This window comes from Bradyrhizobium viridifuturi, assembly GCF_001238275.1.
In the GTDB taxonomy this organism is placed as follows: Bacteria; Pseudomonadota; Alphaproteobacteria; order Rhizobiales; family Xanthobacteraceae; genus Bradyrhizobium; species Bradyrhizobium viridifuturi.
On the sequence record NZ_LGTB01000060.1, the window covers coordinates 20,286 to 36,873 of the forward strand.

Genomic DNA, 16,588 nt, shown 5'->3' on the forward strand with positions numbered 1-16,588 from the left:
CGCACAGCGAGCCGATCGGCAAAATTGGCGGAACGGGCGGCGGGCCGCAGATGATCCAGTTCGAGCTTGATGGGCAACAGGTCGAGGCGCGGGCCGGCGAAACCATCTGGCAGGTCGCCAAGCGCCAGGGCACCGAAATCCCGCATCTCTGCTATTCGCCCGCGCCGGACTATCGGCCGGACGGCAATTGCCGCGCCTGCATGGTCGAGATTGAGGGCGAGCGCGTGCTGGCGGCGTCGTGCAAGCGAACGCCTTCGGTCGGCATGAAGGTGAAGTCGGCGAGCCAGCGCGCCGTCGCGGCGCAGAAGATGGTGATGGAGCTGCTCGTCGCCGATCAGCCGGCGCGCGAGACCTCGCACGATCCGGACTCGAAATTCTGGCACTGGGCCGAGAAGACCGGCGTGACCGAAAGCCGCTTCCCGGCGGCCGAGCGTTGGCACGCCGACACCAGCCATCCGGCGATGCGCGTCAATCTCGATGCCTGCATCCAATGCGGCCTCTGCGTGCGGGCGTGCCGCGAGGTGCAGGTCAACGACGTGATCGGCATGGCCTATCGCAATCACGATGCCAAGATCGTGTTCGACTTCGACGACCCGATGGGCGAATCGACCTGCGTCGCTTGCGGCGAATGCGTGCAGGCTTGTCCGACCGGCGCGCTGATGCCGGCCGTGATGCTCGACGACAAGCAGACCCGCGTTACCTGGCCCGACCGCAAGGTCGACTCGCTGTGCCCGTATTGCGGCGTCGGCTGTCAGGTCACCTACGAGGTCAAGGACGAGAAGGTGATCTATGCGGAAGGCCGCGATGGTCCCGCCAATCACAACCGGCTCTGCGTCAAGGGCCGCTTCGGCTTCGACTATATCCATCACCCCAACCGGTTGACCAAGCCGCTGGTGCGGCTGCCCGGCGTCAAGAAGGATGCCAACGACCAGGTCGATCCGGCCAATCCCTACACCCATTTCCGCGAAGCATCGTGGGAAGAAGCGCTCGACCTTGCCGCGGCGGGCCTGCGCAAGATCCGCGACGAGAAGGGCGCCAAGGCGCTCGCCGGCTTCGGTTCGGCCAAGGGCTCCAATGAAGAGGCCTATCTGTTCCAGAAGCTGGTCCGCACCGGCTTCGGCTCCAACAATGTCGACCACTGCACGCGGCTGTGTCACGCCTCGTCGGTGGCGGCGCTGTTCGAGGGACTGAGTTCGGGCGCTGTCTCGGCGCCGTTCGCAGCTGCCGCCGACGCCGAGGTGATCTGGGTGATCGGCGCCAATCCGACCGTGAACCATCCGGTCGCCGCGACCTTCATCAAGAACGCCGCCAAGCGCGGCGCCAAGCTCTATGTGATGGACCCGCGCCGGCAGACCCTGTCGCGCCACGCCACGCAGCATCTCGCCTTCAAGCCCGGCAGCGACGTCGCGATGCTGAACGCGATGATCCACACCATCATCACCGAAGGCCTGACCGACGAGCAGTACATCGCCGGATACACCGAGGGCTACGACGACCTCAAGGCCAAGATCCAGGAGTTCACGCCGGAGCGCATGTCGCCGATCTGCGGCATTCCCGCCGAGACGCTGCGCGAGGTCGCGCGCGCCTACGCCAGCGCCAAGTCGTCGATCATCTTCTGGGGCATGGGCATCAGCCAGCATGTTCATGGCACCGACAATGCGCGCTGCCTGATCGCGCTGGCGCTGATCACCGGCCAGGTCGGCCGCCCCGGCACCGGGCTGCATCCGCTGCGCGGGCAGAACAACGTGCAGGGCGCCTCCGACGCCGGCCTGATCCCGATGTTCCTGCCGGACTATCAGCCGGTCGGCCGCGACGACATGCGCGGCGCCTTCGAGAAATTGTGGGGCCAGGAGCTCGATCCGGTGCGCGGGCTGACGGTCGTCGAGATCATGAATGCGATCCACGCCGGTGAAATCCACGGCATGTATGTCGAGGGCGAAAATCCCGCGATGTCCGATCCCGACCTGCAGCACGCGCGCGAGGCGCTCGCCAAGCTCGATCACCTCGTGGTGCAGGACCTGTTCGTCACCGAGACCGCGTTCCACGCCGACGTCATCCTGCCGGCCTCGGCGTTCGCCGAAAAATCCGGCTCCTTCACCAACACCGACCGCCGCGTGCAATTGGCGCGCGAGGTGATCAAGCCGCCGGGCGATGCGCGGCAGGATCTCTGGATCATCCAAGAGATCGGCAAGCGGATGGGATTGCCCTGGAATTACGCGGGACCCGGCGAGGTCTTCACCGAGATGGCCGAGCTGATGCCGTCACTGAAGAACATCACCTGGGAGCGGCTGGTGCGTGAGGGCGCGGTGACCTATCCGGTCGACGATCCGGACAAGCCCGGCAACGAGATCATCTTCACCACCGGATTCCCGACCGAGAGCGGCCGCGGCAAGATCGTGCCGGCCAAGGTGATCCCGCCGGACGAGCTGCCCGACGACGAGTACCCGATGGTGCTGTCGACCGGACGCGTGCTCGAGCACTGGCACACCGGCTCGATGACGCGCCGCGCCCAGGTGCTCGACCAGATCGAGCCCGAGGCGGTCGCGTTCATGACGCCGAAGGACATGCGCAAGAAGGGGCTCGCCCCCGGCGACTTCATCCGTCTCGAGACCCGCCGCGGCGCGGTCGAGGTCAAGGTGCGCGCCGACCGCGACGTGCCCGAGAACATGGTCTTCATGCCGTTCTGCTACGCGGAAGCCGCAGCGAACCTGCTGACCAACCCGGCGCTCGATCCGTTCGGCAAGATTCCGGAGTTCAAGTTCTGCGCGGTCCGCGCCGAGAAGATCGATATCCGGACGGCGGCGGAATAGCCGTCCGAATACAATGTGAAGATGTCGACCTGTCTGGTCGGCCAAAATCGCGGGAGATCGGCTATGCGAACGAATATCGTGGGAGCCCTTTGTGCCATCGCAATGATGGCGAGCGCGCACGCGGCGGTGAAGGAAGAGCCGGTCACCTACACCGACGGTGAGACCACGATGAAGGGCTTCGTGGTCTATGACGACGCAACCCAGGCCAAGCGGCCCGGCATTGTCATGGTGCATGAATGGTGGGGCATCACCCCGCATATCCACAACGAGGCGAAGAAGTTCGCGGAGCAGGGCTATGTCGCCTTCATCGCCGACATGTATGGCGACGCCAAGACCGCCGACAACCCGAAGGATGCCGGCGCGCTGTCCGGCTCGGTGATGAAGAACCCGAAGGTAATGGAGCAGCGCTTCAACGCCGCGCGCGAGCAACTTGTCAAGCAGCCTTCCGTCAATCCGCAGCGGATCGGCGCCGTCGGTTACTGCTTCGGCGGCGCGGTCGTGCTCAACATGGCGCGCACCGGCGCTGATCTTGCCGCCGTTGCCGGCTTCCACGCATCGCTCGGGCTGAATACTCCCGCGCCGGCGCCGGGCACCGTCAAGGCGAAGATCCTGATTCTGAACGGTGCGGACGACCCGTTCGTGAAGCGCGAGCAATACGATGCGCTGAAGAAGGATTTCGACGCGGCGAAGGCCGATTACCGGATCATCGAATATCCCGGCGCGGTGCACGCGTTCACCAACCCCGAAGCCACCGAGCTCGGCAAGAAGTTCAACCTGCCGCTCCGATACGACGCCAAGGCCGATCAGGAATCCAAGGCCGAAGCAGCCAAGCTGTTTGCCACGAACCTGCAGAAATAAGCGGACCGGCCGCCCGCATGATCAAGGTCATCATTTCGGGCGGCTTCGCTGCGGTCTACCGCGAGGTGCTGCCTGAATTCGAGCGCAGCACCGGCATCAAGGTGGAGACCGGATCCGGAGCGTCGGAGGGCACCGGCCCGAAAACCATCAGGCACCAGCTTGCGCACGGCACCAAGGCGGACGTGGTGATCCTGTCGCGCGAGGGCCTGCGCGGGCTGAACGAAGACGGGCGGATTCGCGCGGGATCCGAATCGGGCCTCGCGACGGCGCCGCTGGCCGCCGCGGTTCGGGCCGGCTCGCCCAGGCCCGACATCGGCAGTGCTGCCGCGCTCAGGCAAGCCTTGATCGACGCCGGCCGGGTAGTGGCGCCAAGCAGCACCAGCGGACAGTTTTTTCGCGACAAGGTCGTCCCGAAGTTGAACCTGCCGGACACGGTGACGCTCACCCTCGAGGCGCGCGGCACCGAGGCGGCCGAAGCGCTGCGCGCGGGCAGGGCGAATCTCTCGATCGGGCCGACCAGCGAGCTGGTGCAGGAGACCGGTATCGAGGTCGTGGGTCTGCTGCCTCCCGATCTCCAGCTTGTCCAAACCTTCACCGCCGCAATCGTCAGCGACTCCACCGCGCCTGAAGCGGCCGGGCGCCTGATCGAGTTTCTTTCCTCTGATACCGATCTCCTGCTCGCGGCCATCAGGCGGGCAGGCATGGAGCGGCCCCGCGGCTAGACCGCCGCCGACCGGGCTGCGTCGATCATGCACTGTTGTGAGACGTCCGGCTCAGCGATTGCCGGGCGCGACGTTGAGCGGCGCACCCCCGGTCGAAATCGGACCTGACGGTTTGGGCGCCCGAACCGGCGGCTTTCGCGGTTTCGGGGCGGCCTGCGCGACCGGGGCATGCGGCGGCTCGACGACGGCCGGCGCCGGCACGGGAGCCGGAGCGGGGCGCTGCAGCGCGTCGACCTTCGAGGTCAGGGCCGCCAACTGGTCGACGATGGTCTTCAACTGGTCTTGCTGGTCGGCCATCGATTTGCTGAGCGCGCCGATGTCATCCTCGAGCTTCTGCTGGGTCGCGAGCAGATCCGGCAACGTCTCCTTGTCGCCTGCGGCCGCCTTGTCGCTGGCTGCGGCGTTGCCGAGCGACGGAACCAGCGGTGCGATCTGGGGCCAGGCGTAGACGCCCCCGGCGCCTACACAGGCGATGACGACGACCAGCAGGAACCACGGCCAGCGGCGGCGAGCGGCAGGAATCGGGCTTGTCGGCGCATGGCGGTGCCATGCCTGATCGGAATCGTTGGTCACCTATGCTTCCTAGTCCGCTTCGGCAGCAGTTGCAATCAACGCCGAGTCTGACCACTTTGCAGGCATGTCCCCCTCGTCCGGAGCCCCATTGGCCCCCACGCACACGTCCCAGCTTCTTGAGGAACTCGTCGCTCAAGCACCGGACGGCCCCGTCGATCTCGAATGGCTCCTCAGCAACCTGGACAAGCGGTCGTTCGGCCTGCTCCTGTTGCTTTTGGGGCTGCTGGTGATCATTCCCGGCGTCGCGACGATCGCGACGCTGGCGCTGCTGTTTCCGGCGGTCGAGATGATGCTTGGCCGCAGCGCGCCGGCGTTTCCGAGTTTCGTCTCGAAGCGGCAGTTCGATTTCAAGCGCTTCAAGCGGTTCACCGTCTTTGTGCGCCCGATGCTGCAGGCGATCGAACGCATCAGCCGGCCGCGCTGGGACGCGCGTCGCGACGTGATCGACCGCCTCGTCGGTCTGGTGGTGTTTCTGCTGGCCTTCTCGGCAGGCTGGCCGCTGCCGCTGGTCAACGTCATTCCGGGAATGGTGGTCGTGCTGATCGCGATCGCCTATCTGCAGGAGGACGGCCTGCTGCTCACTATCGCGATGGCGGCGGCGCTGATTTGCCTGCTCGGGCTCGGATGGACGCTCTGGGCATCGTTCGGAGCGGTGATGAGCTGGTTGGGGTTGTGACCTTCGACGCCGATGCGGGCAGCTGTCCCGGCATGAGGGGTCGACATCTCGTGCGGGCATGATCATTATCTCGCCGGACGTCGCGGCAAACAGCGACGCGAATGGGGAGAACAAGATGCGTTGCATCACGCTCGCGGCGATCGCCGCGTTCAGCCTTGCTTCCACGTCGGCGGTTCCTGCTGCCGACAAGAAATACGATCCCGGCGCCAGCGATACCGAAATCAAGATCGGGCAGACCATGCCCTATAGTGGTCCGGCTTCGGCCTATGGCACGCAGGGCCGGGCCGAAGCTGCATACTGGAAGATGATCAACAGCCAGGGCGGCATCAACGGCCGCAAGATCACGCTGCTGAGCATGGACGACGGCTATAGCCCGCCCAAGACGGTGGAGCAGACGCGCAAGCTCGTCGAGCAGGACGAGATCCTCGCCGACATCGGCTCGCTGGGCACGCCGACCAATTCATCGATTCAAAAATATCTGAACAGCAAGAAGATCCCGCATCTTCTGATCTCGACCGGCGCCTCGAAGTGGAACGATCCGAAGGAGTTTCCGTGGACCACGCCGTTCTATCCGCCCTATGCGCAGGAAGCGAAGATCTACGGCAAGTACATCCTCAAGGAGCTGCCGAGCGCGAAGATCGGCGTGATCTATCAGAATGACGACTTCGGCAAGGACTATCTCAGGGGCTTCAAGGAGGCACTCGGCGATAAGGCCGGTCTCATCGTCAAGGAGTTCAGCTACGAGGTGACCGATCCCACGATCGATTCCCAGATCGTCAATCTGAAGGCCGCGGGCGCCGACGTGCTGATGACGATCACGACGCCGAAATTCGGCGCGCAGGCGATCCGCAAGGTTGCCGATCTCGGCTGGAAGCCGACGCACTTCATCGTCTCGGTCTCAAGTTCGATCGGCGGTGTGCTCGAGCCCGCCGGCCTCGAACCATCCACCGGGCTGATGACGGCGCTCGCCACCAAGGTGGTGGGTGATCCGGCCTGGGATACCGACAAGGGCGTGCAGGACTATCTCGCCTTCATGAAGCAGTGGTATCCCGAGGGCAATCCGATCGATGGCAGCAACCAGATCGGTTATCTCTCCGCGCAGTTCACGGCCATCATCCTGAAGAATTGCGGCGACGAGCTGACGCGCGAGAACTTGCTGAAGCAGGCCACCAACATCAACAAGGTCTCGCTGCCGCTGCTGCTTCCTGGCATCACGGTCTCGGTGTCGCCGACCAACTACTCCACCTTCGACACGTTCAAGCTCGCGAAGTTCGACGGCAAGACCTGGAAGTTCTTCGGCGAGAACATCAGCACGGCGGCGCGCTGAGGACTGGCGAGACGTAGCCATGCCGGTCGGCATCCATGGGCGCAGCAGATTCGCTGCGCCCATTTGGAGCGCCTTGTTGTGTCAGTTGCGATGGTGGCTGCCACGACCGCGCGTGGCCCACAGCTGATACTGGTCCCCTGTTGGCACAGAGGTCGGCCGCCGCGGCCGAGGCCGGGCGGTAACCTCAACCCAAGCTTGCAACTCACCTACCGTGGAACTACGGTCCTTGATAAAGCGCCAGCATTAGGGAACCATAGCTCCACGGGCCCACGCATGGCCCTCGCTCTTCGAGCAAGGGAGGACGGTCGTGAACGGCCAAATGCATCCGGCGGCACCTCACCATCTGCCGTTCTTCGTCCCCGGTCCCAATGGCGACGACACCCTTATGGTGGTGATGGGCATCTTCCTGGTTGTGGTCGTCTTGTATGTCGGCACGCTGTACTGGAAGTTGCACAGCCTGCCGGAGCGGATGGCGCACAAGTCGCAGAAGCTGCAGTTCGAGATCGTCGCCGTGCTCGGCCTGATCTCGCTGTTCACCCACATGCACATCTTCTGGATCGCGGGCCTGCTGCTCGCGATGATCGACCTGCCGGACTTCAGCACGCCGCTGCGCACCATCGCGGGATCGGTGGAGCGGATCGCCGACGCCACGCCGCCGAGGTCCGTGCCGCCGCCGGAGCCGGACGCCGTCGCCGCCGCAGAGGAGGGACAGGGCCATGCTTGAGCTCCTGCTGTGCTCCCTCGTCACCATCCTCCCGGACTATCTCTATCGCCGCTACCGGCAGGGCAAGCGCTTCGGCAAGGAGATCACGTTCTTTTCGGTCTGGCACGAGCTCAGATGGGGCATCACCGGCTGCCTGATGCTGACGATCGCGCTGATCACCATGATCTTCTACTATCATCCGTCCACCACCTCGGCGGCGATCTACTTCCGCACCGTGCCGATTCTCCCCGAAGTGGCCGGCCGCGTCGCCGAAGTGAATGTCGGCTACAGCGCTGCCGTGAAGAAGGGCGATGTGCTGTTCAGGCTCGACAATTCGAAGCAGCGGGCCGCGCTGGAGACGGCGAAGCGGAAAATCGCAGAGGTGGAAGCGTCGCTGACCAGCGCGCGGGCCGATGTGGTCAAGGCGGACGCCCAGGTCGGCGAGGCCAAGGCGTCCTGGCAGCAGGCCAAGGACGAGCTGGATACAAAGAGCGAACTGCAGCGCCGCAATCCGGGCATCGTGCCGCAGCGCGACATCGAGAAGCTGCAGGTCGTGGTCGATCAAAGACAGGCCGGCATCGATGCCGCGAACGCGGCGCGCGAGACTGCGGGCTTGCGCGTCTCCACGCTGCTGCCCGCCGAGAAGGAGAGCGCGGAGGCATCGATGGCGGAAGCGCAGGTCGATCTCGACAAGACCTATATCCGCGCCGGCGTCGACGGACGGGTCGAGCAGTTCCTGTTGCGGACCGGCGACGTCGTCAACCAGATGATGCGACCGGCCGGCGTATTGATTCCCGATGAGGCAGGCCGCAGCGTGTTGCAGGCCGGCTTTGGCCAGATCGAGGCCCAGGTCATGAGGCCCGGCATGATCGCGGAGGCGACCTGCATTTCGAAACCCTGGGTGATCATCCCGCTCGTCGTCACCGGCGTGCAGGACTATATCGCCGCCGGTCAATTCCGTTCCGGCGAGCAACTGCTCGATCCGCAAGCCCTTCGCCAGCCGGGCTCGATCCTCACTTTCCTGGAGCCGCTCTATGCGGGCGGGCTTGAAGGCGTCACGCCGGGCTCCAGCTGCATTGTCAACGCCTACACCAGCAACCACGATGTGATCGCCGATCCGAAGACCGGCGCGCTCAAGGGCTTTGCCCTGCATGTCGTCGACGCGACCGGGCTCGTGCACGCGCTGCTGCTGCGTATCCAGGCCTTGCTGCTGCCGGTCAAGACGCTGGTGCTGAGCGGGCATTGAGATTGCCGTGGCGGCGGCTGGCTGCCCGGAAGCTTGTCTCATGCGGAGGACGGGTCATGACGCCCTTGCTGGATGAAATTCGACGCAGCCCGCTGCTCTGGATGCTGATCTTCGTTCCAGCGGTGCTGGCGGTCGAACTCGTTGCGCCCTCCTCTCATACCGCCCTGTTCGTGCTGGCGGTGCTGGCGATCGTGCCACTGGCCGCGCTGCTCAGCCATGCGACCGAAAGCGTCGCTGCCAGGACGGGCGATGCGATCGGCGGACTGCTCAATGCGACGTTGGGAAATCTGACCGAACTGATCATCGCCGTGGCCGCACTTCAGGCAGGGGAGCATCTGCTGGTCAAAGCGTCGATCGTCGGCGCTATCGTCACCAATTCGCTGTTCATGCTGGGCGGGTGTTTTCTGCTCGGCGGATTGCGCTATCCGCTCCAGGAATTCAATCGCGCCGGTGCGCGACTGCAGGCGGCCCTGCTGCTGCTCGCCTCGATCGCGCTGCTTGCACCGGCGGCGATTGCCGGGCTCGAGCTGGCGCAGGGCGGTGCCTTGACCAGAAGATTGAGCCTTGGCCTCGCGCTTCTTCTGATCGCTGCCTACGGCCTCGATTTGCTGTTCTCGCTGCGGACGCACAAGGGCCTGTTCGCGACCGAGGATCACGGCGAGGCGGATCATGAGGCGAACTGGCCGATCGGGCTTGCGGTCGGCACGCTCGTCGTCGTCACCGTGCTCGTCGCGCTGGTCAGCGAAATATTCGTCGGATCGGTGCAGAGCGCAGGGCAGGCACTCGGAATGGGACCGGCCTTTATCGGCTTCATCGTCGTTTCGCTGGTCGGAGCGGCCGCGGAAATGGCCGTGGCATTTTCGGCGGCCCGCAAGAATCGCCTCGACATGAGCGTCGGCATCGCGCTCGGCAGCGCGTCCCAGATCGCCCTGTTCGTGGCGCCGGTGCTCGTGATCCTGAGCTATGTCATCGGCCCTGCGCCGATGGACCTGCAATTCTGGCCCGGTGCCGTGGTCATGGTGATGCTGACGACCATGACCTGCGGCTTCATCACGAGCGGCGGCCGCTCCGCCTGGTTCGTCGGCGTCATGCTGCTGTTGATCTATGCGATCTTCGCCATGACGCTGTATGTGCTGCCGCCCGGGGTCGCGCGCTCATGAGCGGGCAGCCGGACAACGCCATGCGCCGTCGAGGCTTGCCAGGCGGATGGGTCCGGCTTGCCGTACCGCTGGTGTTTGCCTGCAGCGTCGTCGGCCTGCTGGTCGAAGCTGCCGTGCCGCACTTTCTGCCTGACAACTCGTTCACAGCGGCCGTCGGAGGCGCTGCTCAGGCGGGCGTATTCGCGATCTGGCTCTATCTAGCCTGGCGCATCGCCAAAACCCTTCAGGGTATCTACGGTCCCGACAGCGTTCGCTACCTTGAGCAAACGCCGGTTTGGAGAATTCTGCTTCACGTGACGGCGGCCTATGGCCTTGCGGCGTTCTGCTTTGCGGTGATCTACGCATTGATCGTTCGCCGCGACGCCGACGCCTTCTCGGCTCAGCTCAACCTCGGCAACGCGCTCTATTTCAGCATCGTGACCATGACGAGCACAGGATACGGCGACATCTTCCCCAAATCAGGTTGGGCAAAGGCCGCCGTGTGCGTGCAGATCATATTTGGCGTTCTTTATAACGTGCTGTTCTTTTCCATCTTTGCAGGACTTGCCGGGCGCAGGCGGGGAGGGTGACGCGACAGCGGCGGTCGGCCCCGCGCGTCTGCGACTGATGTCGGGTGGCGATTCACTTGTCCCGTGTTGCCGGTTGTCGCAGCTGGAAGCGTCGCTGACATCCGCGCACTCGAGGAAAGCGGCGAAACCGTGCTGGTGCACCGTTACGCCGGCGTCGGATTCGCGCGCGGAGTCGCGAACGAGGCGGCCGTCCATCTCCTCGCCACGGATCGGCACTGCCCGTGATGGTGTGGTGCGCTTGGACATGCAGCCATCGGAGAAAAAATCCGCATGCTATGGCAGCGAATGCGTCGGCAGTGAACAGGCAGAGACTCTGTCGGAATAATATTTCCTTGATGGTCGTCAACGCGAGCAGCGCGATACATGCGAATTTTTTCGAGGGGCACTCATTATTTAGGAGATTTCCAATGTTGAGAATAGTGACTGGAACAACCGCACTCTTCCTCATCGCATCGTCGATTGCTAACGCGCAGGGTCCGCAAGCCGCTCCCGCCTCTTCGGAACGCTTGAACATAGCGGACCGCAATAATCTCACGGACATGCGGATCGATCTCACGAAGGCTGCGTTGCAGCTGACCGCCGAACAAGAAAAACTATGGCCGCCAGTGGAGAGCGCGATACGTGCCAGAGCGGAGGATCGGAAAGCGCGCGTAGCCAAGGTGCAAGAAACAGTGGGCAGGCGAGTTGACGAAAGCCGCATCGAAGCTTTGCGTAATCGTGACCCAATCGCCTTTCTGCAACGACGCTCTGAAGCATTGGCTCAACGATCCGCCGATTTGGACAAGCTAGCCGAGGCGTGGCAGCCGCTCTACAAGACGCTCAATCCCGAGCAGAGGCAGCGCGTGGCGGCTCTTGCCATTTTTGTACTCCACGACATGAGCGATGTCATCGAGCGACGCAGGGCGATGATGCGGGCCGATGACGACGAAGACTAGAATTCGACTGCCGCATTCAGTTCGCGAAACCTGATTCTAGGAGAAACCAATGCGAACCAGTCTATTTGTGTCAGCGATTGTTGTGGCATCCGGTGCGGCAAGTGTGGCGGCTGCCGACAATCTCAAGGGGACTTACTATCTTGTAGGAGCCCAGACTTGCCTGGTGGCACCGGCTGGATTCAAGCAAGACAGCAATGGAAACCTCACGATACCGATTGGCGAGACAAACCTCAGTCAACTCACCACTGAAGGTCGGATCATCTACCATGGTGACGGCACCGGCGAAGCGAAGCAGACCTTCGTAACCATTGTTCCACCAACACCCAATTCCTTTGGAGCGGCGGTAAGCGCGGGCGCTATGTCTTACTCGTTCACTTACGAGCAGGAGGGGGATAATGCCTATCGCATGACCGTCAAGCCCGGTACCTTTAAGGGCGAGCTCAACGCTGGTCCAAATGCTGGCAAACAATTTTCCATCGAAGGGGACAGCCGGCTGTTCCGAGTCTCCGACGACGGAAAGAGGATCGCAGCAGCAATGGACAAGCCGTTCGTCCAGAAGATCAGCTTTTCGGGATCGCCTCAGCCCGTTCCGCGGGTCTGCACCTCAATCAGTAACCAGTCCATGATCAACGGCTCCACAGTTACGGAAGGAAGGAGCAGATAATCGCGTTGACCGCGATTATGCGATCCAGGTTGCATCGGCGCAGGCGTGACGCCTGCGCCGATGTCGTTTCAGAAATTAACCGTGCGATTCACACTGGCACCGGCCGCTTGCGGACGCGGCCAGCTTCCTGTTGATGCGGTCTTTAGGCGTCAAAAGATGTGTCGTCTACCGGCAGGGACGACAGTGCAGATGGGCACCCAGCATTCGCGGCCGGCGAACCCGCCATTGCCAAACCCCGCATTGACCGCGCGACGGCGGCCGGGCACAGCGTGTGGCGAAGTCATCGAGCGGTCGCAAGAGCCGCAGGGAATACCGCCGCACTGGATTTTGCAGTGCAGCAACGGCGCAATCAGCCCCTGCTAAAGGGGCAATGGCAATCGTCGTTGCTTCTCTGTAATGGTGCGACCGGATGTCTCGGGGCCGAAATTCGTGCTCCGCAATTACGCGGGAGGAAACATGCGTAAATTCATTTTGGCTGCGGCGTCGATCGCGGCCTTGACCTTTGTCGGACCGGCGTCGGCGCAGTCGCCGATCGTCCTCAAGTTCAGCCACGTGGTGGCCTCGGACACGCCGAAGGGCAAGGCGGCCGACAAGTTCAAGGAACTCGCCGAGAAGTACACCGGCGGCAAGGTGAAGGTCGAGGTCTACCCGAACTCGACGCTTTACAAGGACAAGGAAGAGCTCGAGGCACTGCAGCTCGGCGCGGTGCAGATGCTGGCGCCGTCGAACTCGAAGTTCGGTCCGATCGGCATCAAGGAATTCGAAGTCTTCGATCTGCCCTACATCCTTCCCGACCTGAAAGCGCTCCGCAAGGTGACCGACGGTCCGCTCGGCGCCCAGCTGCTCAAGAAGCTGGATTCCAAGGGCATGACCGGGCTCGCCTATTGGGACAACGGTTTCAAGCAGATGAGCGCGAACAAGAAGCTGGTCGCGCCGGCCGACTACAAGGGGCTCAAGTTCCGCATCCAGTCGTCGAAGGTGCTGGAGGCCCAGTTCCGTGCGCTCGGCGCGATCCCGCAGGTGATGGCGTTCTCCGACGTCTACCAGGCGCTGCAGACTGGCGTCGTCGACGGCCAGGAGAATACCTGGTCGAACATCTACACCCAGAAAATGCATGAGGTGCAGAAGTACGCCACCGTCACCAATCACGGCTACATCGGCTACGTCGTGGTCGTGAACAAGAAGTTCTGGGACGGTCTGCCGGCCGACATCCGCGAGCAGCTTTCCAAGGCGATGAAGGAAGCCACCGAGTTCGGCAACAACCAGTCCGCCAAGGAGAACGACGACGCGCTCGAAGCGATCAAGAAGGCCGGCAAGACCGAGATCATCTCGCTCTCGCCCGAGCAGGACGAAGCGATGCGCAAGGCGATGATGCCGGTCTACAAGGACGTGGCTTCGCGCGTCGGCCAGCCGCTGATCGACGAATTCCTCAAGGAGACAGGCCGCAGCCCGATGAACTGAGGCGTGATCCGGAAAACCAGACTCCGGTTTTCCGGACGGATCATGCTCAACAAAACGCGGATCTGAACCGCAAATCACAACGACTGCCGCGGCCGCATCAGGCCGCGGCCTGGGTGCCGTGGCCGGTTGCCGCATCAGGCCATGACGGGGGAGATCAATGCTGCTGAAGATTCTGGACCGGCTCGAGGAAATCATCATCGCGAGCCTGATGGGGGCCGCGACGCTCCTGACCTTCGTCACGGTCGTGCATCGCTTCCTGGTCGACGTGCCCGTGCTCTATCCGTATTTGTTCGGCATCAATCTCGCATGGTCGCAGGAACTCTGCATCTACATGTTCATCTGGATGGCGAAGTTCGGCGCTGCCTATGGCGTGCGCACCGGCATCCATGTCGGCGTCGACGTGCTGATCAACCGCCTCAATGACGCCTGGCGCAAGCGCACCATCACCTTCGGTCTGCTCGGCGGCGCGCTGTTCACCGCGATCGTCGGCACCATGGGCGCCAAGTTCGTGTACGAGCTGATGCACACCGACCAGGTCTCGCCCGACATGGAGATCCCGAGCTGGATCGTTTACGCCTGCATCCCGCTCGGCTCCTATCTGATGTGCTTCCGCTTCCTGCAGGTGTGCTGGAATTACTGGTGGACCGACGAGCTGCCGCATCATGACGCCTCTCATGTCGACGGCGTCGAGACCAGCAAGACCGCGCCCGTCGCGCTCGGAGAAGCGTGATGAGCGCCGCCCTTATTTTCGGACTGCTGTTTGCCCTGATGCTGACGGGCATGCCGATCTCGATTTCGCTCGGCCTGACCGTGCTCACCTTCCTGTTCACCATGACCGAGGTACCGATCGAGAGCGTCGGCCTGAAGCTGTTTTCCGGCCTCGACAATTTCGGCATCATGGCGATCCCGTTCTTCATCCTCGCCGGCACCTTCCTGACCCGCGGCGGCGTCGCGCGGCGCATGATCGCATTCACGACCTCATTGGTCGGGCATCTGCCCGGCGGCCTCGGGCTTGCCGGCGTCGCGGCCTGCGCGATGTTTGCGGCGATCTCGGGCTCGAGCGTCGCCACGGTGGTTGCGATCGGCTCGATCATGATGCCGGCAATGGTCGATCACGGCTATCCGAAGCGCTTCGCGTCGGCGTGATCTCGACCTCGGGCGCGCTCGGCATCCTGGTGCCGCCCTCGATCATCCTGGTGCTCTATGGCGTGTCCACCAACACCTCGATCGGCGCGCTGTTCATGGCCGGCATCGTGCCGGGCATACTGCTCGCGCTGATGCTGGCCGCGGTGACGTTCTTCGTCGCGCAGCGCAACGGCTATCCGAAGATGCCGCGCGCGACGATCGGCCAGCAGTTCACCGCATTCCGCGAAAGCATCTGGGGCCTGTCGCTGATCGCGATCGTGCTCGGCGGCATCTATGGCGGCATCTTCACGCCGACCGAAGCCGCCGCGGTCGCCGCGACCTATGCCTTCTTCATCACCGTGTTCGTCTACAAGGAGCTCAAGCTCTCCGAGGTGCCGAAGGTGCTGCTGCAGGCGGCGAGCATGAGCTCGATGCTGCTCTACATCATCACCAATGCGGTGCTGTTCTCGTTCCTGATGACGCATGAGCAGATCCCGCAGGAGATGGCGGCCTGGATCATCGACAAGAACTTCTCGGTGTGGATGTTCCTGCTGGTCGTCAACGTCATCCTGCTGCTCGCCGGCAACGTGATGGATCCGTCGTCGATTCTCCTGATCATGGCGCCGATCCTGTTTCCGCTGGCGACCAAGCTCGGCGTGCACCCGGTGCATCTCGGCATCCTGATGATCGTCAACACCGAGGTCGGGCTGTGCCATCCGCCTGTTGGCCTCAACCTCTACATCGCGAGCAGCATCGCCAAGATGGGCATCAGCGAGATCACGATCTCGGTGCTGCCTTGGCTGTGCGCGATGCTGGTGTTCCTCGGCCTGATCACCTACGTGCCGGAGATCTCGCTGTGGCTGCCGCGGCTATTGGGAATGATCTGAATCAATGCGCAACACTTGCGCTTCGGATATTTCTGGCGGGCAATGAAGCGAATTACATCTTGGTAAGGGATGCTTCTCTGTCCAATCCGTAAGTTGAAGGCGAGGGCGAGCGGCATCATCTTCAAGCAACCTTCAAAGGAGGTTTCGATGAAGAAAGTTCTGCTCGCCGGCGTCGCGGCGCTCACGATTGCCGGTTCGACCGTGGTCTATGCCCAGCATCGCCCGTGGTTTCACGGCCATATGCGGATGAGCCCCGAGGATCGGGCCGCCTTCCTCGACGCGCGGATCGCCGCGGTCCACGCCGGACTGAAGCTCACCGCGGATCAGGAGAAACTGTGGCCGCCGGTGGAGGCCGCGGTGCGCGACTTCGCCAAGATGCGGATGGATCGCGCCAATGCGCGGATGGCTGCGGATAAGACCGACGCGGACAAGGCCCAGAAGCCGGATGACCCGGTCACCCGCCTGCGCGAGCGTGCCGACAACATGGCTGCGACCGCGACCTCGCTGAAGAAGATCGCCGATGCCGCCGACCCGCTCTACAAGACGCTTGACGACGGCCAGAAGCGGCGGCTTTCCATGCTCACCCATATGGAAGGGCGTGGGTTCGGTGCGGAGGGCTGGCGTCGCCACCGCCCCGAGCGCGGCATGGACCGCTGGGAACACGGAGGCCGCGGCATGGACCACGACCATTTCGACCGCGACGACGGTCCGGATCAGGAGCGCTCCGGCCGGCTTTGACGGCCTGCCGCCGACGCTTACGCCAAGCCCATGAAAGGCCGCCGGAATCCGGCGCCTTTCGGCTTTGTAAAAGTCGGGAAAACTTGCGCCAGCTTGCTGGACATCGCGGAATCGCTTTGCTAAACGACGGCCTC

At 63.4% G+C, this 16,588-nt stretch carries 15 protein-coding genes and 1 pseudogene; 15 read left to right on the top strand and 1 reads right to left on the bottom strand.

Annotated elements, in window-relative coordinates; all coding sequences use genetic code 11:
• The first annotated feature begins 50 nt into the window (after positions 1–50).
• The 3 genes from fdhF (at position 51) to ALC15_RS37355 (ending at position 4,390) form a co-directional block, all read left to right on the top strand.
• On the top strand, positions 51–2,810 hold the full coding sequence (gene fdhF, locus ALC15_RS37345) for a formate dehydrogenase subunit alpha (protein WP_050631624.1): 2,760 nt from the start codon (positions 51–53) through the stop codon (positions 2,808–2,810).
• 63 nt (positions 2,811–2,873) lie between these two features.
• Positions 2,874–3,668: a dienelactone hydrolase family protein gene (locus tag ALC15_RS37350; RefSeq protein ID WP_244486433.1), complete on the top strand. Its 795-nt coding sequence runs from the start codon at positions 2,874–2,876 to the stop codon at positions 3,666–3,668.
• A 17-nt stretch (positions 3,669–3,685) separates the two neighbouring features.
• Complete coding sequence (locus ALC15_RS37355; protein ID WP_094194362.1) at positions 3,686–4,390, top strand: substrate-binding domain-containing protein; 705 nt, start codon at positions 3,686–3,688, stop codon at positions 4,388–4,390.
• Between the two features lie 51 nt (positions 4,391–4,441).
• Here the strand turns inward: ALC15_RS37355 and ALC15_RS42585 are convergent, their stop codons facing one another.
• On the bottom strand, positions 4,442–4,963 hold the full coding sequence (locus ALC15_RS42585; protein ID WP_050631601.1) for a hypothetical protein: 522 nt from the start codon (positions 4,961–4,963) through the stop codon (positions 4,442–4,444).
• An 88-nt stretch (positions 4,964–5,051) separates the two neighbouring features.
• Here ALC15_RS42585 and ALC15_RS37365 point away from each other — a divergent pair, with 88 nt between their 5' ends.
• The 12 genes and pseudogenes from ALC15_RS37365 to ALC15_RS37420 all read left to right on the top strand — a co-directional run bounded on the left by ALC15_RS37365 (position 5,052) and on the right by ALC15_RS37420 (position 16,454).
• Complete coding sequence (locus tag ALC15_RS37365) at positions 5,052–5,639, top strand: exopolysaccharide biosynthesis protein (protein ID WP_050631602.1); 588 nt, start codon at positions 5,052–5,054, stop codon at positions 5,637–5,639.
• A 115-nt stretch (positions 5,640–5,754) separates the two neighbouring features.
• Positions 5,755–6,966 carry an ABC transporter substrate-binding protein gene (locus tag ALC15_RS37370; protein ID WP_050631625.1) on the top strand — a complete coding sequence of 404 codons (1,212 nt, stop codon included), beginning with the start codon at positions 5,755–5,757 and terminating at the stop codon, positions 6,964–6,966.
• A 307-nt stretch (positions 6,967–7,273) separates the two neighbouring features.
• Positions 7,274–7,690 carry a hypothetical protein gene (locus ALC15_RS37375; protein WP_094194363.1) on the top strand — a complete coding sequence of 139 codons (417 nt, stop codon included), beginning with the start codon at positions 7,274–7,276 and terminating at the stop codon, positions 7,688–7,690.
• Positions 7,683–8,915: an HlyD family secretion protein gene (locus ALC15_RS37380; RefSeq protein ID WP_050631604.1), complete on the top strand. Its 1,233-nt coding sequence runs from the start codon at positions 7,683–7,685 to the stop codon at positions 8,913–8,915. The genes ALC15_RS37375 and ALC15_RS37380 overlap by 8 nt, the downstream gene beginning before the upstream one ends.
• A 56-nt stretch (positions 8,916–8,971) precedes the next feature.
• On the top strand, positions 8,972–10,075 hold the full coding sequence (gene cax, locus ALC15_RS37385) for a calcium/proton exchanger (protein WP_050631605.1): 1,104 nt from the start codon (positions 8,972–8,974) through the stop codon (positions 10,073–10,075).
• Positions 10,072–10,644, top strand: coding sequence for a potassium channel family protein (locus ALC15_RS37390; protein WP_050631606.1), 573 nt, complete (start codon positions 10,072–10,074; stop codon positions 10,642–10,644). Before cax ends, ALC15_RS37390 begins: the two co-directional genes overlap by 4 nt.
• Before the next feature lie 407 nt (positions 10,645–11,051).
• Positions 11,052–11,579 carry a Spy/CpxP family protein refolding chaperone gene (locus ALC15_RS37395; RefSeq protein ID WP_050631607.1) on the top strand — a complete coding sequence of 176 codons (528 nt, stop codon included), beginning with the start codon at positions 11,052–11,054 and terminating at the stop codon, positions 11,577–11,579.
• 49 nt (positions 11,580–11,628) lie between these two features.
• Positions 11,629–12,243 carry a hypothetical protein gene (locus ALC15_RS37400; RefSeq protein ID WP_128089696.1) on the top strand — a complete coding sequence of 205 codons (615 nt, stop codon included), beginning with the start codon at positions 11,629–11,631 and terminating at the stop codon, positions 12,241–12,243.
• Between the two features lie 456 nt (positions 12,244–12,699).
• Complete coding sequence (locus ALC15_RS37405; RefSeq protein WP_050631626.1) at positions 12,700–13,704, top strand: TRAP transporter substrate-binding protein; 1,005 nt, start codon at positions 12,700–12,702, stop codon at positions 13,702–13,704.
• Between the two features lie 157 nt (positions 13,705–13,861).
• Positions 13,862–14,434: a TRAP transporter small permease gene (locus tag ALC15_RS37410; RefSeq protein WP_050631609.1), complete on the top strand. Its 573-nt coding sequence runs from the start codon at positions 13,862–13,864 to the stop codon at positions 14,432–14,434.
• Positions 14,434–15,716, top strand: a pseudogene (locus ALC15_RS37415) (TRAP transporter large permease). Before ALC15_RS37410 ends, ALC15_RS37415 begins: the two are co-directional and overlap by 1 nt.
• Positions 15,717–15,863: 147 nt before the next feature.
• Complete coding sequence (locus ALC15_RS37420) at positions 15,864–16,454, top strand: Spy/CpxP family protein refolding chaperone (protein ID WP_050631627.1); 591 nt, start codon at positions 15,864–15,866, stop codon at positions 16,452–16,454.
• The last annotated feature ends 134 nt before the right edge of the window (positions 16,455–16,588 follow it).

What these genes read in the sequence shown, in the direction of transcription:
- fdhF (WP_050631624.1), top strand. Translation starts at nt 51, where the DNA reads ATGATCCAGTTCGAGCTTGATGGGCAACAGGTCGAGGCGCGGGCCGGC.
- ALC15_RS37350 (WP_244486433.1), top strand. Translation starts at nt 2,874, where the DNA reads ATGCGAACGAATATCGTGGGAGCCCTTTGTGCCATCGCAATGATGGCG.
- ALC15_RS37355 (WP_094194362.1), top strand. Translation starts at nt 3,686, where the DNA reads ATGATCAAGGTCATCATTTCGGGCGGCTTCGCTGCGGTCTACCGCGAG.
- ALC15_RS37370 (WP_050631625.1), top strand. Translation starts at nt 5,755, where the DNA reads ATGCGTTGCATCACGCTCGCGGCGATCGCCGCGTTCAGCCTTGCTTCC.
- ALC15_RS37380 (WP_050631604.1), top strand. Translation starts at nt 7,683, where the DNA reads ATGCTTGAGCTCCTGCTGTGCTCCCTCGTCACCATCCTCCCGGACTAT.
- cax (WP_050631605.1), top strand. Translation starts at nt 8,972, where the DNA reads ATGACGCCCTTGCTGGATGAAATTCGACGCAGCCCGCTGCTCTGGATG.
- ALC15_RS37390 (WP_050631606.1), top strand. Translation starts at nt 10,072, where the DNA reads ATGAGCGGGCAGCCGGACAACGCCATGCGCCGTCGAGGCTTGCCAGGC.
- ALC15_RS37395 (WP_050631607.1), top strand. Translation starts at nt 11,052, where the DNA reads ATGTTGAGAATAGTGACTGGAACAACCGCACTCTTCCTCATCGCATCG.
- ALC15_RS37400 (WP_128089696.1), top strand. Translation starts at nt 11,629, where the DNA reads ATGCGAACCAGTCTATTTGTGTCAGCGATTGTTGTGGCATCCGGTGCG.
- ALC15_RS37405 (WP_050631626.1), top strand. Translation starts at nt 12,700, where the DNA reads ATGCGTAAATTCATTTTGGCTGCGGCGTCGATCGCGGCCTTGACCTTT.
- ALC15_RS37410 (WP_050631609.1), top strand. Translation starts at nt 13,862, where the DNA reads ATGCTGCTGAAGATTCTGGACCGGCTCGAGGAAATCATCATCGCGAGC.
- ALC15_RS37420 (WP_050631627.1), top strand. Translation starts at nt 15,864, where the DNA reads ATGAAGAAAGTTCTGCTCGCCGGCGTCGCGGCGCTCACGATTGCCGGT.